Consider the following 16,997-nt stretch of genomic DNA (forward strand, 5'->3'; position numbering starts at 1 on the left):
ACGGGATTACAAATCCCGACCAACACTAATCTTTAGTCAGCTCACCTCTTAACGATTCTTCCATCAGTTTACGGCTTTCTTCTACGGATAAACCCAAGCCCATTACAAACATCAGTTTGGTTACAGTGGCTTCGAAAGTTAAATCGTAACCGCTTAATACGCCCATTTTCAGTAATTCTCTGCTCGTTTCGTAACGGCCAAGCTGAACTGAACCTTTTTTACATTGAGAAATATCGATAATAATTTTTCCATTCAAAATAGCCTGACGCAAACTATCTAGAAACCATTGTGCCGTTGTGGTATTGCCAGAGCCAAAAGTTTCTAGAATAATGGCATCTACTTTTGAATCTGTTATTGCCTGAACGGCCTGTGACGTTATACCAGGATATAATTTCAGCACACCGATGTTCGAATTAAAATTGGTATGCAATTTCAATTCTCCTTTTGGTGTTTTAAGAATATAATTTCTGTAAAACTGAAGGTGAACGCCCGCTTCGGCAAGTATTGGATAATTTGGCGAGCGGAAAGCCTCAAACTTTTCACTATTGTATTTTATAGATCGGTTACCCCTGAATAATTGTGCATCAAAATAAATGCAAACCTCAGGAAAAAGTGCTTTACCGTCTTCTTTGGTCGCTGCAATCTCTAAAGCGGTAATCAGATTCTCTTTGGCATCAGTTCTGATTTCGCCAATCGGAAGTTGCGAACCAGTTAAAACAACAGGTTTAGCCAGATTTTCGAGCATAAAGCTCAATGCTGATGCGGTAAACGCCATAGTATCAGATCCGTGAAGGATCACAAAACCATCGTACTGATCATATTTATGATAAACAAGTTCGGCTAATGTTTTCCATATTTCAGGATCCATGTTTGATGAATCCAATACAGGATTGAAGGAATGCACATCTAAATCGTAATCTAAACGGCTTAATTCTGGAACGTTTTCTTTTATCTGCTCGAAATTAAATGGAATTAACATTCCATTTGTAGGATCGTTAATCATTCCGATGGTACCACCGGTATAAATTATAAGTATTTTGGTCATTTGGTTGGTTGAAGGTTGCTCACCGCAAAGAAACTAAAAAATTACAAATGATCAGTCTGAATTTTTAAATTACCAACAAAAAAGCCAAAAAACGTTAATATATTGCCAATATAATAAATTTTAAGCCAATATATTACAATACAAGAAATTCAATTCCGTCATCATCTCCAACTTGTTTCAGAGACTTAACCGTCACCAATTGATTGCTTCGTTAGCCGAAAAAGCCTTCTCGTAATGACGATCTCTTAAACTCCGAAAATTTTTTTTGAGTTCTCAGTAGTTACATCTGCAATTTCTTCAATAGAGACGCTATAAATATCGGCTAGTTTTTGGGCTATATAAATTAAATAACTGCTTTCATTGGGTTTTCCGCGGAAAGGAACCGGAGCCAGATAAGGCGAATCTGTTTCTAAAACCAGGTTAGCTAAGGGAATTTCTGACAATACCAGATCCAACCCTGCTTTTTTATAGGTAACTACACCACCAATGCCTAAATAGAAATTTAAATCGATAGCCTGTTTAGCCTGTGCCAAATTACCAGTAAAACAATGAAAAATACCCCGCAATTTTTCGTCCCTTTCATTTTCCAACAGCTCGAAAACCTCATCAAAAGCCTCGCGACAATGGATCACAATCGGCAAACCTAAATCTTTTGCCCAGGCAATCTGTTTACGAAAAGCATCTTGCTGAATGGTTAAAGTAGTTTTATCCCAATACAGATCAATCCCGATTTCGCCAATGGCATAAATTTTCCGATCAGAAATGCTATTGTAGATTTTGTCTAGCTGTACCAGGTAATCTTCCTTCACGTCACAGGGATGCAGCCCCGCCATCGCGAAACAATTTTCCGGATATTTAGCCACCAGATCATCAATCATAGCAATTGATTTTACATCAACATTAGGCAAAAACAAACGGTTAACATCGTTCTCAAAACAACGCTCCATTAACTGGGCCTGTTTTTCAGCATCCTGCTCGTAATATAAATGGGTATGGGTATCGGTGAAAAGCATGTTTTATTATAGTATCAAGTATTTAGAATTAAGTATCAGGATGGATTTACCGCTCTTGGTGCTTTCATAAGAAGTTCTATTTCGTTTCAGCCTTGCTTTTCTTCGGTGTTTTAACTTTGGACTCCTGATTTCCTACTTCAGACTGTGAACTCCACTCCATTTCCTTTCTCAAGAATTTACCAGTTGAACTGATCGGATTCTGGATCAAACCTTCTGGCGTACCTTCGAATAAAATTCTTCCGCCGCCAGCGCCCCCCTCTTCTCCTAAATCAATTACCCAATCGGCTACCTTAACCACATCTAAATTATGTTCGATTACCAAAATGGTATTTCCTTTATCAACCAATTCTTGCAATACACCTAAAAGCACATTAATATCTTCGAAGTGAAGCCCCGTTGTAGGTTCATCTAAAATGTAGAAGGTTTTTCCAGTATCTTTTTTAGAAAGTTCTGTAGCCAGTTTAACACGTTGCGCTTCTCCGCCTGATAAAGTAACCGACGATTGCCCCAACGTGATATAACCTAAACCAACATCTTTTAATGTTTTGATTTTTCTATAAATGATCGGAATGTTTTCGAAGAAATTGCAAGCATCTTCGATACTCATATCCAATACGTCACTGATTGATTTTCCACGAAAACGCACTTCTAAAGTCTCCCTATTGTATCTTTTTCCGCCACATTCTTCGCAGGGCACCTGTACATCAGGCAAGAAATTCATTTCGATTACCTTTAAACCAGCTCCCTGACAGGTTTCGCAGCGCCCACCTTTTACATTAAAAGAAAAACGGCCTGGTTTATAGCCACGAATTTTCGCCTCTGGCAATTGCACAAACAGATTTCTGATATCGGAAAAAACGCCGGTATAGGTTGAAGGATTTGAACGTGGCGTTCTGCCGATTGGTGCCTGATCGATTTCAATCACCTTATCGATCTCTTTCAATCCATTAATTTTCTCGTAAGGCAAAGGTTGTTTTTTCGCCCTAAAGAAATGATGATTTAAAATAGGATACAAAGTTTCTGTAATCAAACTCGATTTACCACTGCCCGAAACCCCGGTTACAGCAATAAATTTACCCAAAGGAAAATCTACCGAAACTTCTTTTAAATTATGCCCCGTAGCTTTTACGATAGACAATTTATGTCCATTTCCTTTTCTGCGGTTTTTTGGTGTTTCAATTTTCTTTTTGCCGTTCAGGTAATCGGCTGTTAAGGTTTTTGATTTTAGGATATCTGTTGCCGTTCCTTCAGCAACTACGGTTCCACCATGGATACCCGCCCCAGGGCCAACATCAATTACCCAATCGGCCTCCAGAATCATATCCTTATCGTGCTCTACCACCAAAACTGTATTTCCAAGATCACGGAGATTTTTAAGTGCATTGATTAAACGCTCGTTATCGCGCTGATGCAGCCCGATACTTGGCTCATCAAGGATGTACATTACGTTCATCAATTGCGAACCGATCTGCGTGGCCAAACGGATACGTTGTGCCTCGCCACCTGAGAGAGTACGGGCCGTACGGTCTAAAGTTAAATAAGTTAAACCTACATCTGTTAAAAAACCGATCCTCGCTTTAATCTCCTTTAAAATTTCTTTGGCAATAATATTCTGACGGTCGGATAAACGTTCATCAACTTTTTCAAACCACTGATGAAGATTATTGATATCCATGGATGAAAGCTCGAAAATATTTTTGCCATCAACCTTAAAATGAAGGCTTTCTTTTTTTAAACGGGCACCATGACATTCCGGACAGGTTTTCAGTTTTCTGAATTCGTCCATATCGTCAGATGCTGATTCGCTTCGCTTCTCGTTTTGCTCTTCGAGCATTTTAATTATCCCATCAAAAGTGATGTTATAATTCTGAACGTTCCATTTGTTGTATTCTACTTCAACTTTGATCAGATCAGGCGAACCGTTTAAAATGATATTGATTATCTCGTCACTTAATTTTTCGATCGGAGCAGAAAGCGAGAAATTGTATTTTTTAGCTAAAGCTTTTAATACCTGGAACATCCAAATGTCTCTATATTCGCCCAAAGGCGCCAAACCACCGTTTAGGATACTCAGTTTTGGATTCGGGATAACCGATTCTTTATCCACCACGAAGATATAACCCAAACCATCACAACGCTCGCAGGCACCATAAGGCGAGTTGAACGAAAAACTATTTGGCTGGGGTTCATCGTAAGATATACCCGTGGTTGGACACATCAAAAACTTACTGAAATGCGCAACGTTATTGTCTTTATCGCTGATCTTGATTACACCTTTACCAATTTTCATTGCAGTTTGCAGCGAATCTAGTAAGCGTTTTTTATCTTTCACATCAATAATCAAACGGTCAATCACCACTTCGATATCGTGGATTTTATAGCGATCTACCTGCATTTTAGCGGTAATATCTTTTATTTCTCCATCTACACGAACCTTAACATAACCTTGTTTACGTATCTGCTCGAAAAGTTCGCGGTAATGCCCCTTCCTACCTTTAACAACAGGGGCAAGAATATTTACGGCTACGCCATCAAATTTATTAAAGATATTCTGCAGAATCTGATCTTCGCTCATCCGCTCCATCTTCTCGCCAGTATTGTACGAAAAAGCATCAGCAACACGTGCATAGAGCAAACGCATAAAATCGTAAATCTCGGTAATGGTACCTACTGTAGAGCGAGGGTTTTTACTGGTGGTTTTCTGTTCAATGGCAATAACCGGACTCAGCCCAGAAACTTTATCCACATCGGGGCGTTCCATCCCGCCCATAAACTGGCGGCTGTAGGCACTAAATGTTTCCATATACCGGCGCTGCCCCTCTGCGTAAATCGTATCAAAAGCCAGCGAAGATTTACCGCTACCACTTAAACCAGTGATTACAACCAGTTGGTTGCGCGGAAAACTTACATCTATATTTTTTAAATTATGTACCCTCGCACCATATACTTCTACATCTTTTTGCTCGCCGAGGTCGATAGATTTATTGCTCATATTTATTTAAAGTTGGAGGCAAAATTCAGTCTATAAAAAGACGAAATTTCAATCCGCAAAATTGCTAAAAATTTTATCAAAAAGAAAGTCAAAACCAATCTTGATTAAGGATTAAATGTCATAATGTAGACTTCTATTTCTAAGGAAACCAGAGGTAAACAAAAGAAGGAGATTAAAAACGCAAAAAAGTTTTCGTCATATTTCACAAACGCGGTAAATGATACAATGGTTTTGTATTTTTAGAAAAGACCGAAGAAACAAAATTTCATATTCATTAATTGGATTTAAGAGATCTCTCGACTCCGTTTCTCTCCGCTTGAGATGACAAAGTAACATCTCGTAACCAATGGTCAATAGACTATTACCACTCTATCGTCGTCCCATTCTCAGTCGGGTGCCCTGTACAAACCAACACCCTGCCTCTTTCCAATTCATCATCAGTAAGCACTTCATTATAATCCATCCTTACACCGCCCTTGGTACAATTGGCTACACACGTACTGCACACGCCCCCGCGACAACTATAAGGTAGTTTGATTTTATTTTCAAGTGCAACATCCAGAATTCTTTTTGGCCAAGGAACATCCAGTTGATAAGTTTCTCCTTTAAAGTTTAAAACTACCGAGTAAGTATTTTTATCAACAACTTTTTCTGCAGAACCGTCGTCTTCATCCCGCTCATCTTCCGGCAACACAAAGGTTTCTCTTTTAATCTGTTTAATGTCGAAGCCCATACCCAGTAAGGTAATCCGGCATAAATCCATATAAACGATCGGTCCGCAGCTATAAAACAGCGCATTGTTTCGATCAAAATGTAAATGCTCTTTGATTAGCTTTTCGATATAGAATTTATTCAGCCTGGCCGTCATTAAGTTTTTGTTATTGCTAAAAACCCAAACAATCTTTAACCTTTCAGGGTATTTCTTTTGCCACTCGTTCAGCTCATCATAAAACAACGCCTCCTCCATTGATCGGTTGCTATATACCAATGTAACCAACGATTTTTTCTCACGCACCAATGCCGTTTTCAAAATCGAGAACAATGGGGTGATCCCTACCCCTGCAGCGAACAAAAAAAGATCACGTTCCAGGTTTTCATCAGGCAAATAACTGAACATGCCTTGTGGTTCTTGGGCCAACAGAATATCGTTTACCGAAGTTTTATGGTGCAAAAACCTCGATATTTCTCCGTTTTCCACTCTTTTTACAGTAATCGCTAAAGGCTCATCCACATCGGGCGAGCTATTAAAAGAATACGAACGCCTGATTTCCTTATGCTTCCCTTCAAAAACCAGTGATAAAAACTGTCCAGCGAGATATTTAGGGTAATCCTCCCCTAAGGCTTCAAATTGGAAAGTAATGTTATCACCCGACTGGTTAATGATTTTTTGGATACGCAGTTTGAACATAGTACAAAGAAAGGAAATTGATTTATTAGTTCAATCGTTCATTGGTCATTAGTTCATCTTAGGGGTTAGGGAAAACACCATGAGATAAACTAGTGTTTTAAAATACTTATTTAATACGTTGCAGAGGCTTGAACATTGCTAACCGAGTCAATAACTGCTCATTTGGTTCATTAGTTGGCATGATGCAGAGAAATTAACCTTACGCCCTCTTATGCTAGATCTGTGTAATCGCATAATCAGTGTAATTACCTGTAAATAAAAAGCGTCCTGATTCGAAAACCAGGACGCTTTACCAAATGCTTGTCTTTATCTTAATTAGGTTATTCGCCGTTGTAGGCCAATAATACTCTCGGTTTTGCGTAACCGTAACGTTTCGGATGTTCCATAATCTGTTTCATGGAGATTACTTTATAAACATAGCCACCGGTTTCGCGGTTCAGCTTCATTTTGTAATAATTATCCTGATTTTGATTATCGATTTGCTTGCGCAGGCGTCCGTCGCCAATGTTGTAAGCTGCAGCAACTAATGTCCAGCTTTCTAGTCCCTGATACATTTCTTTAATGTATTTGCAGGCAGCGATAGTCGATTTACGCAAATTATAGCGTTCATCAACATTTCCATTTACTCTTAATCCATAGGTACGGGCTGTGCCTGGCATAAACTGCCAGATTCCGGCTGCACCTTTTGGAGAAACCCCTTCCGCCATTCCAGATTCGACTAAGGCCAAATACTTAAAATCGTTTGGAATTCCGTAGGCAGCAAGAATTGGCTCAATTACAGGAAACCATTTTGCAGCTTTTGCATGCAATTTATTGGTTTGTGTGTTTCCGTAAGTGTGTGCTGCAAGGATTTTTTTCATTTTGCGTTCTACCTTTTTATCGCCTAATGGCAGGGTTTCTTCTGCAAAATTTAACTGTGCCATTAAAGATAGCGGCTTTTCCGCATTTTCAACTTTTAGGCTATCAGATTTGGGTATTGTAGTGTTTAATTTTTCTTCTTTTAAAAGACTTTTTTGTGCTAAGGGCATTTGGTAAGCGAACACTTTTGCCAAGATAAATAGTGTTGCCACTACCGCAAATGGTACGATGTGTTTCTTTAACATTTTCCTCCTTTTTTTGGTGAACTTATATAAAAACGCTGGCAAAGCTAAAAAATAATAAGCACATTATCAAATAGTTACAAAATTACCTGCAAAAATCGTTGTTTAAAGCACTTTAAACAGCGATTTTCAATTTTGATTTTTAACCATTTTTTCTTATTTTAGATGCTATTTTTTTTATCTGATTTTTTCGCTCCGGAAATTGTTATGTTCAGCTATTTTTTATAAATTTGCAGCCCGCATTTTTAATGTGGTTAAAAGCGTATCATGATAAATAAAAACAACAGGAACAGTCGGGATGACAAGTCCAAACCAGGCAGTCGGAAAACAGAAGGCAGAAGTAATTCGGCCGGGTCTGACAGAAGAAGATCAGACGACAAAGACAGCAAATTCAAAAAATCATCCGATTCAAAAGATGGCTTCAAGCCTAGAAGCGCAGACGGTAAAGATTTCAGATCGAAATCTTTCGGAGATAAAAAAGATTCCAAACCAAGAACGGGAGACCGTGACTTTAAATCGAAAGATGGAGATTCGAAAGGATTCAAATTTGGAGACCGCGAGTTTAAATCAAGAGACAATAACTCAAAATCAGAAGATCGCAGGTTCAAATCGAGAGATGGGAGATCAAGAGATTACAAACCAAGAACAGGAGACAGAGATTTTAAACCCAGAGAAGGTGGTGCAAGAGATTATAAGCCAAGAACAGGAGAACGCGATTTCAAATCTAAGGATGGAGATTCGAGAGATTTTAAACCGAGAACTGGCGACCGCAATTTTAAATCTAGAGAAGGTGGATCAAGGGATTACAAGCCAAGAACAGGCGACCGCGATTTCAAACCGAGAGAAGGTGGCTATAAAGAATACAAATCGAGAAGCAAATCTGATGATTTCAAGCCAAGCGCTGGAAGTTCAAGAGATGTAAAGCCTAGAGAGCCAAGAGAGGGTGATACCCGTCCGTTTAGAAAACGCGAAGAGGTACAGCCAAGAGATACAGAATTTAACCGTCCACAACGCACTGTAATTACCCAAGGCCGCAAAACAAATGAAGATAAGGGTCTAATTCGCCTTAACAGATATATTTCAAATGCAGGCATCTGCTCTCGCCGTAAGGCTGATGAGCTAATTACTGCCGGCATTATTACGGTAAACGGCGAAGCCATTACCGAATTAGGACATAAAGTTGACCCTGCAAAAGATTTAGTGCGCTATAATGGCGAACTATTGAAACGCGAGAAGAAAGTTTACGTGTTATTGAATAAACCAAAAGACTACATTACCACTACCGACGATCCGCAGGAGCGCCGTACCGTAATGCAATTGGTTGACAAAGCGAGCCGCGAGCGCATTTATCCGGTTGGCCGTTTAGACCGTAATACAACAGGTTTATTGTTGATGACAAACGATGGTGATTTAGCAGATAAATTATCCCATCCTAAAAACGGGATTACCAAAATTTACAATGTTGAATTGGATAAATCTTTATCACAAGGCGATTTAAACAAAATTGCTTTTGGTTTAGAGCTGGAAGATGGACTGATTAAACCTGATAACATTTCTTATGTTGCGGGTGGAACCAAAAAAGAAATCGGTATCCAGATCCATAGTGGTAAAAACAGAATTGTTCGTCGTATTTTCGAACACCTGGGTTACAACGTAGAAAAATTAGACCGTGTAGTATATGGCAATCTGACGAAGAAAGACCTGCCACGCGGTAGATGGCGTTATCTCGAAGATCATGAATTGATCCAGATTAAACATTTAATAAAATAATACATAAAGGCAGCCGATCGGCTGCCTTTTTTTGTACATAACAGAGGTTGTCATTCTGAACGCAGTGAAGAATCCCCATCAATGGGAGTCAAATGCCTAACTTTTATACGACAAAAAGATCAAAGCATCCATCAACCGTCTGCGCAAATCAAAAACAGATTCTTCACTGCGTTCAGAATGACAGTTACCTCTTTTACATTAAAATTTTCCCATATTTGTTAAAATCAACATCATCGTTTCATGAAAAAATTTAGCTCATTACTTACGCTCACTATACTATCTACCTTAACATTTGCTCAAAAAACTAACTACAATCTGATTGTGGGCACCTATATAGCGCCAGGAAAAAGCGAGGGGATTTATACTTATAACTTTAACACCCTAACTGGGGCTGCTGCTGTAAAAAGTATTGCAAAAAACACCGCTAATCCAAGTTACGTAGCTGTTTCACCAGATAACCAATTTATTTATGCCGTTAATGAAACCGGGGCTACCAGCACAGTAAGTGCTTTTAAATACAACGCGGCAACCGGCGCCTTAACTTTTTTAAATAAAGTAGACAGCCACGGTGCCGATCCATGTTTTATTACCGTTGATGCCAAAAATGTAATTGTAGCCAATTATAGCGGAGGCAGTTTGGCCGTATTTTCGCGAAAAGCAGATGGTGCATTAACCGAAGCTTTACAAACAATCAAACATACCGGAAAAAGCATCGATCCTAAAGGCAGGCAGGAAAGCGCACATGTACACATGGTTAAATTCACCCCTGATCATAAATATTTAATTGTTAACGATTTGGGTGAAGATCAAATTTACATTTACAAATACAATCCTGCAGCTAAAGAAAAAATCCTAACCGTTAAGTCTGTAATTAAAACTAATGCAGGCACTGGTCCGAGGCACATCACTTTCAGTCCAAATGGAAAATTTGCCTATTTAGCGCACGAATTTAATGGCAGCGTAACTGTTTTCGGTTATTCAAATGGGAATTTAACCAAAATCCAGGAGATTGGCACTACACCAAAAGACTTTTCAGGAAAAGTTGATGGCGCCGATATCCATGTTTCGGCTGATGGAAAATTCCTTTACGAAACCAATCGCGGAGACGCCAATAGCATTTCTGCCTTTTCGGTCTTGCCGACTGGAAAATTGAAATTTATCGAAACAGTAAGTACAATGGGCAAAGGGCCAAGAAACTTCACCATCGATCCTACTGGAAAATTTCTCTTGATCGGCCACCAATACACCAATAACATCGTTATTTTTAATCGAAATAAAACCACTGGTAAATTAACCGATAGTGGTAAACGCATCGATGTGGGTGCCCCAGTTTGTTTGGTTTTTAATTAATCGCCTAAAATTAAACCAATGGAAAACTTCGACTGGACCAAATTCACCATTAAGATTGCTGTTAAGGCAAAACTTGAGGACATGTACAATGCCTGGACAAAAACCAGTGAAATTGAGAAATGGTTTTTAAGTGAGGCTGAATTCTCCGATGAGAACAGCGTATTGATCCCCAAAACACAAAACACACTTAAAGGCGATAGGTATAAATGGATTTGGTATCTGTATGATGATATTGAAAATGGAACGATAACCGAAGCCAACGGCAAAGACGAGTTTCAGTTTACCTTTGCAGGCGAATGTTTGGTTGATATTAAACTCAGAGAAGAGTTCGAATACGTAATTGTAGAATTAACTCAAAAAAATATTCCAATAGATGATAATGCCAAGAAAAATATTCGCCTGGGTTGTCATAATGGCTGGAGTTTTTATTTGGTCAATCTAAAATCTGTTTACGAAGGCGGCTTAGATTTAAGAAATAAAGATAACCGCTTTAAACCCATGTTGAATAATTGAGATAATGGATTTAATGGTTAAGGAAAGAGAACTTAAGGAATTAGGATTTTCGGTAATAGATGATGTATTTACTGATCAGGAAGTTGAAGATATCCTAACAATTATTAATAAGGCAGATTCTACAAAAGAAACCTTTAGAAAATCGGATGATCTCTTTGCCATACGTCAGTTCTTAAAGGAAGTACCGGAAACAATCGACCTTATTTTTAATCACAAACTCAAACATATCGTAAAAGAGGTTTTGGGCGAAGATTATTTTCTTGTTAAATCGATCTATTTCGACAAGCCCGAGACTTCGAACTGGTTTGTTTCCTATCATCAGGATTTAACCATTTCAGTTAACCAGAAACTGGAAATAGCCGGATTTGGCCCGTACACTAACAAACATAAGCAGTTTTCCGTACAGCCGCCACTTAATATACTCGAAAGTAATTCCACCATCCGCATCCACCTTGACAATACAAACGAGGAGAACGGTGCATTAAAAGTAATTGCCAATTCACATAGCAAAGGTATTTACCGTCCCGAAACCATAAACTGGGACATAGAAAAAGAAACAAGCTGCAATGTAGAGAGAGGTGGCGTGATGATTATGAAACCATTGCTCCTGCACAGCTCAAACAGAACAACCAACAATCAAAAAAGAAGGGTAATTCATCTTGAATTTAGCAACCAGCTTTTACCAGAAGAACTGCAATGGTCAGAATATCTTGAGTTTGAATAGTACATGATAGATACTAAAACAAGTTCAGCATGACGGAATAAAAAATAGCCCCAATTTTTATTGGGGCCATTCGAATATTATATTATACTATCGCTTATTATGCTGGTTCTGCAACCCTGGCCACATTACGATATGGAAATTCATTAAAGATATGCCTACGGGCAAAACGGCCTGGAGAATCGGCGTTAACCAGCTTCACGTATATTGCCCTTGGTACATCAAAATATTCGTAAGCACTTCCATCAAAAAACTGGATATTTAAAACCTGTTGTTTGTATTCGAAGTCCTGAATATTCGATAAGGTAGTAGTTTGCGTGTACGTTTCAATATTCTGTTCACGTGTTTCTGGCGCAATACTTACCAAGAAATGATAAGCTTCGATAATTTCTTTACTTCTAGCTTCTGCATCTAATTTCTCTTCTTCCTGCTGAAATTTATCGGGGTGACAATCTTTCATCAATGTGCGGTACACAGATTTAAGCTCTTTTAACTCAGCATTTTTATCTACGCTCAAAAGCTTTCTGTAATCAACTATTTTCTTCATTTGGGATAACCTCTTTTTAATTTTGCTGAAATGATTTTAGGAATCTTTATCCACCAAACCGCTTCAAGCGGCAAAGATACGATTTATAATCATTTGATTTTGAGAAAGTTTACTTTTGATGAGTATTTCTTTTTTGAGGTGTTCTCAGCAGTTCATTTTTTAGAACCGTCATCATTGATAAATTTGAATTTATAATCTGGATCAATTATCTCTCCACCAATATCCTGAAAAGATTCGAACATACCCCTCCAATCTTCAGTATCATTTTCAACATCAGTATCCCAGCAAATTAATCCGCAAAATTCATTGTCAGTATTTAATACAACACCAAATTCGCCTTCTAATGATACTTTGTCCCCCATCTTAAAGCCCTGGTTTCGCTTCCATCTACTTGATCTTCTATAAATTTCAGTTCCCAGTCTATCTCCTTTCAAAAATGGAAAAGAATCCCATTCTCCATTAGGTCTAAACAGATTCATAATACTTGTAAAATCAGGGACATTATCCCCATGAATATAATAAAGTTCTTCAACAAAGAGATCAGTAAATTTTTGTAATTCAACACCCCCTATATCTTCCTGAATTAAACCCTTTAACAATGTTTCTGCTTTGAATAAATCATCAAATAATTCTACGAGTTCAAATTTTTTCCAGTATTGACTTTTAGTAAGTTTATTAGATGACTTTTTCTTAAAGATATTTTTAAAAAAATTGTGAAGCATAGATTTAGATTTAAAAATCAAATATACATCTCATGCTCAGTAAGAAAAATATCAATATAAATCAATTTATCTTTATGTATATCGCAAAAAAGCCATCCGAAATATATCGGATGGCCAAATAAATTTTTCTAAACCTTGATTTTAATACTTAGCCTGCAAAGAGTTTTCAATTACTTCCTTATAATAGCTCACATAAATCGGTAGGATCTTTTTCAGATCAAAATCCTGTGCCCTTGCAAAAGCATTTTCTTTGAAACGGTTCAGGGTTTCATCATCTTTTAAAATTTCAATAGCATGAGCCGCCATCGCGTCAACATCTCCAACATTGCTCATGTAGCCACAAAAACCATCAACATTAAGTTCTGGCAAACCGCCAGCATTGGTGGTAATTGCCGGCACTTTACAAGCCATGGCCTCTAATGCTGCCAGGCCAAAGCTTTCGGATTCTGATGGCATTAAGAAAAGGTCTGAAACGGATAAAATCTCTTCTACTGCATCTTGCTTACCTAAAAACCTTACATTTTCACAAATATTCAACGATCTGCAAAGCTGCTCATCATAAACACGCTCAGGTCCATCGCCCACCATTAAAAGTTTTGATGGAATTACCGCCTGTACTTTTTCGAAAATCCTAATCACATCAGCCGTACGTTTCACTTTCCTGAAATTACTGGTGTGGATTAAAATGCGTTCGTTATTTGGCGCAATTGCTTTTTTGAAGTGCCCTTTTGCCTGTAAACTGAATCGTGAAAAGTCTATAAAATTTGGGATTACCTTAATTTCTTTTGTAATCTCGAAATGGTTATAAGTATCTTCTTTTAAATCTTCCGACACTGTAGTTACGCCATCACTTTGATTAATAGAAAAGGTAACCACAGGTTTATAGGTTGGATCTTTACCCACCAAGGTAATATCTGTGCCGTGCAAAGTGGTTACCACTGGAATGTGGATACCATAGCTTGCCAAAATCTGCTTTGCCATAAAGGCTGCAGAAGCATGCGGAATGGCATAATGAACGTGTAACACATCAAGCTGCTCAAAACGAACAACATCTACCAGTTTACTGGCCAAAGCCGATTCGTACGGAGCATAATCGAAGAGCGGATAATCTCTTACCGAAACCTCATGATAAAACAGATTAGCCGAAAAGAAATCGAGCCTAGCAGGCTGACTATAGGTAATAAAGTGAACCTGGTGCCCCTCGTTAGCAAGTGCTTTACCAAGTTCTGTTGCAACTACTCCACTACCGCCAAAAGTGGGGTAGCAAACAATTCCTATTTTCATCGTAAATGTATTGTTGTTACCGCAAATGTAGCCCATTTTACGCTATAATGCATGTCGGCTTATTGCAATAAAAACAGATAGCTTTTTGAGAACAATTGCCGCAGATTCGCAGATTAATTTCAGTTCGAAAATTGAAGCTTAATAGCTTCTAATGATTCTCTTGTACTGCAAAGATTTCTCATTAAAATTAATTAACAAACCTATTCCTAGTTTTGATATTGCCAGATAATTCAAAACTTGTGCATAATGTTCATTTATCAACTCAGATTTAGATTTCACCTCGATAATAACATTATCATCGACAACAAAATCAGCATAAGATTTATGTTTAAGTATAGTCCCTTTGTAATTTACAGAAAATTCTTTCTCTCTTTCGTACTTGATATTTCTATTCCTAAGTTCGAATTCTAGCGCATCCTTGTAGACAATTTCTGAAAATCCTTTCCCCAAAATACGATGTATTTCCATCATAATTCCAATTAACAAATAACATTCTTCCTGAAAAGGATAATCAATATCACTATATGAATCTCCCATAAATATAAGTTTATTTAATCTGCGAATCTGCGGCTAAAACATCCTCCCTTATATCAGCAAACTTTCAATTAAAATGCCAAATCAAAAAACCTCATGTAACCTTTAATAACAGGCAACATAGAAATCACTAAAATGTAAGATGGGGAAAATTGAGGAAATTTCTCCTCAAATAATTATTTTAGGTTTCTCATTTCCTCTTTTATCACCAAGAAAAGTTCGTTGGGCCTTTGGGTACCAATAAAATATTCCAAGCCATCGCGATCGGTTAAAACAACCGCATCTTTACCCGATGAATAAAATCGGATCGTACCTTTTGTGTGCAGGTTATAAACCGGATTATTGAAAAAATAACGGCTATAAGTAGCCTTACGAACATCAACAATACTGTTCAGATCAATTTTAACACGTTTGGTTGTCCAAAGACCATCCAAGATCATGCTGCCATTATCTACCACAATTTTGTATTGAATAAGGAAAAGCAAAAGCATGGAAACGCCTATAATCCCGAAACCTACAACGAGGAACAGATCTTGCGTATTGTCGCGATCGCGCTCATAAACGTAAGCTGCAAAACAGAATGCAGCCATAATAAGCCTAATGAAAATACGAACATAATCACGGCCAATGTACTGTTTTTCGATATAGGCGTATTTGCTTTCCAATTATTTAATTTTGAGTTCGAATATAGCAACTTTTTTTGTTGCTGAGGTTAATTTATATCTGTTATCCTGCCGCATACCTGCAATCCAAACAATTTCGCCATTTCCGTTAACCAAAATCGGCGTAACGCTTTTCAAATGTAAGGGAACTTTCTCGTCGATAAAATAATCACTTACCTTTTTGGGGTTACGCATACCGAGTGGAATAAATCTGTCTCCATTTTGCCAATTCCTCAGCACCAAAGGAAAAATTAATTTATCGGCATTAACAAAGGCTTTATTCAAATTCTTTTCGAATTTCACCTCATCTGTAAATGTTAAAGAAATTTCATCATTAGCAAAAACAATGTTTTCTGTTGTTGGATGGATAAACTGATTAGCGGCAACTGATGTGTTTTTTTCAACAATAACCAGATCATTTCTATTGATAATGGCCTGATGCGTGCTACTAAAAAAATGTGTACCACTTAAAGCTCTTAAACTATCTAAGATTTCCTGCACTACATTTTCGCCAAAATTAAAAGGCTTAAGTAACTCGTAAAGCAAGAGCTTTTGCGGGTTTAATTTAGAAACCTTTTCCAAAGGGATATAAATGCCATCTTTCCTTTTATTTAGAATTTTATCTGCAAGTTTCTGAACCCGGGTATTTAAAAAACTCTCCAATTCAGCAAAGCGTGAGATATTTTCGGCAAATGTTTTTTCAAGATTAGGATTAATCTCCTGTAAATGCGGCACTACCTGTAGCCTGATTTTATTCCGTGTATAATTCGTACTTACATTCGAGCTATCTTCCACAAAATCGATGTTATTGGTCCTTACTATTTCATTAATCTGCTGCCGATTTAAAAAGAGCAAGGGTCTGATCAGTAAATCACGTTTAGGTAAAATGCCATGCAATCCGCTTATGCCTGTGCCACGGGTAAGGTTAATGAGCACGGTTTCTACGGCATCGTTCTGGTGTTGGGCCAGTGCAATATAATCGTACCCTGCTGCACACCTAATTTCTTCAAACCAATTATAACGCAGATCGCGCGCTGCCATCTGAGTAGAAATTTTATTTTCGGCCGCATATTTTTTGGTATCAAAATGCGTTACGTAAAAAGGTAATCCTAAATTTTTGGCCAATAGTGCCACAAAACTTTCATCACGTTGTGCTTCATCAGCCCTTAAATTAAAATTACAATGTGCCACACCAATATCAATGCCTATTGCTTTAAACAAATGCAACATTAATACAGAATCTTTTCCTCCGCTTACGGCCAAAAGAATCTTGTTAGCCCGAACAAACAACTGTTGCTGTTCAATAAAATCCTGAAATTGTTTTACGGGTAACATC

At 37.9% G+C, this 16,997-nt stretch carries 15 protein-coding genes; 4 read left to right on the top strand and 11 right to left on the bottom strand.

The window, feature by feature from the left end; all coding sequences use genetic code 11:
- Positions 1-25: 25 nt before the first annotated feature.
- The 5 genes from HDC90_RS15305 to HDC90_RS15325 form a co-directional block, all read right to left on the bottom strand.
- Positions 26-1,045 carry an asparaginase gene (locus HDC90_RS15305; protein WP_184467837.1) on the bottom strand — a complete coding sequence of 340 codons (1,020 nt, stop codon included), beginning with the start codon at positions 1,043-1,045 and terminating at the stop codon, positions 26-28.
- 245 nt (positions 1,046-1,290) lie between these two features.
- Positions 1,291-2,058 carry a TatD family hydrolase gene (locus tag HDC90_RS15310; protein ID WP_184467839.1) on the bottom strand — a complete coding sequence of 256 codons (768 nt, stop codon included), beginning with the start codon at positions 2,056-2,058 and terminating at the stop codon, positions 1,291-1,293.
- 76 nt (positions 2,059-2,134) lie between these two features.
- Positions 2,135-5,050 carry an excinuclease ABC subunit UvrA gene (uvrA, locus tag HDC90_RS15315; protein ID WP_184467841.1) on the bottom strand — a complete coding sequence of 972 codons (2,916 nt, stop codon included), beginning with the start codon at positions 5,048-5,050 and terminating at the stop codon, positions 2,135-2,137.
- Positions 5,051-5,411: 361 nt separating this feature from the next.
- The gene (locus tag HDC90_RS15320) at positions 5,412-6,458 is read right to left on the bottom strand and encodes a ferredoxin--NADP reductase (RefSeq protein ID WP_184467843.1); all 1,047 of its coding nucleotides are present in this window, start codon (positions 6,456-6,458) and stop codon (positions 5,412-5,414) included.
- Between the two features lie 320 nt (positions 6,459-6,778).
- Positions 6,779-7,561 (bottom strand): lytic transglycosylase domain-containing protein, encoded by a 783-nt coding sequence (locus HDC90_RS15325; protein WP_184467845.1) that lies wholly within the window; start codon positions 7,559-7,561, stop codon positions 6,779-6,781.
- Positions 7,562-7,825: 264 nt separating this feature from the next.
- Here HDC90_RS15325 and HDC90_RS15330 point away from each other — a divergent pair, with 264 nt between their 5' ends.
- The 4 genes from HDC90_RS15330 (at position 7,826) to HDC90_RS15345 (ending at position 11,915) form a co-directional block, all read left to right on the top strand.
- Positions 7,826-9,328: a pseudouridine synthase gene (locus HDC90_RS15330; RefSeq protein WP_184467846.1), complete on the top strand. Its 1,503-nt coding sequence runs from the start codon at positions 7,826-7,828 to the stop codon at positions 9,326-9,328.
- A 240-nt stretch (positions 9,329-9,568) separates the two neighbouring features.
- The gene (locus tag HDC90_RS15335; RefSeq protein ID WP_184467848.1) at positions 9,569-10,678 is read left to right on the top strand and encodes a lactonase family protein; all 1,110 of its coding nucleotides are present in this window, start codon (positions 9,569-9,571) and stop codon (positions 10,676-10,678) included.
- Between the two features lie 18 nt (positions 10,679-10,696).
- The gene (locus HDC90_RS15340; protein ID WP_184467850.1) at positions 10,697-11,191 is read left to right on the top strand and encodes an SRPBCC domain-containing protein; all 495 of its coding nucleotides are present in this window, start codon (positions 10,697-10,699) and stop codon (positions 11,189-11,191) included.
- Between the two features lie 4 nt (positions 11,192-11,195).
- Complete coding sequence (locus HDC90_RS15345) at positions 11,196-11,915, top strand: phytanoyl-CoA dioxygenase family protein (protein WP_184467853.1); 720 nt, start codon at positions 11,196-11,198, stop codon at positions 11,913-11,915.
- Between the two features lie 97 nt (positions 11,916-12,012).
- Here HDC90_RS15345 and HDC90_RS15350 read toward each other — a convergent pair whose 3' ends face one another.
- The 6 genes from HDC90_RS15350 to tilS all read right to left on the bottom strand — a co-directional run bounded on the left by HDC90_RS15350 (position 12,013) and on the right by tilS (position 16,996).
- Positions 12,013-12,459, bottom strand: coding sequence for a KTSC domain-containing protein (locus HDC90_RS15350; protein WP_184467855.1), 447 nt, complete (start codon positions 12,457-12,459; stop codon positions 12,013-12,015).
- Positions 12,460-12,611: 152 nt separating this feature from the next.
- On the bottom strand, positions 12,612-13,181 hold the full coding sequence (locus HDC90_RS15355; protein WP_184467858.1) for a hypothetical protein: 570 nt from the start codon (positions 13,179-13,181) through the stop codon (positions 12,612-12,614).
- A 141-nt stretch (positions 13,182-13,322) separates the two neighbouring features.
- Positions 13,323-14,465, bottom strand: a complete 1,143-nt coding sequence (bshA, locus tag HDC90_RS15360) for an N-acetyl-alpha-D-glucosaminyl L-malate synthase BshA (RefSeq protein WP_184467859.1) — start codon at positions 14,463-14,465, stop codon at positions 13,323-13,325.
- A gap of 138 nt (positions 14,466-14,603) precedes the next feature.
- A complete protein-coding gene (locus tag HDC90_RS15365; RefSeq protein WP_184467861.1) occupies positions 14,604-15,002 on the bottom strand; it encodes a GxxExxY protein in 399 nt (132 codons plus the stop codon).
- Between the two features lie 173 nt (positions 15,003-15,175).
- Positions 15,176-15,664 (bottom strand): hypothetical protein, encoded by a 489-nt coding sequence (locus tag HDC90_RS15370; protein ID WP_029282618.1) that lies wholly within the window; start codon positions 15,662-15,664, stop codon positions 15,176-15,178.
- Positions 15,665-16,996: a tRNA lysidine(34) synthetase TilS gene (gene tilS / locus HDC90_RS15375; protein WP_184467863.1), complete on the bottom strand. Its 1,332-nt coding sequence runs from the start codon at positions 16,994-16,996 to the stop codon at positions 15,665-15,667. It lies immediately after the preceding gene.
- Between the last annotated feature and the right edge of the window lies 1 nt (position 16,997).

Source organism: Pedobacter sp. AK013, assembly GCF_014205835.1.
Classification (GTDB): Bacteria; Bacteroidota; Bacteroidia; order Sphingobacteriales; family Sphingobacteriaceae; genus Pedobacter.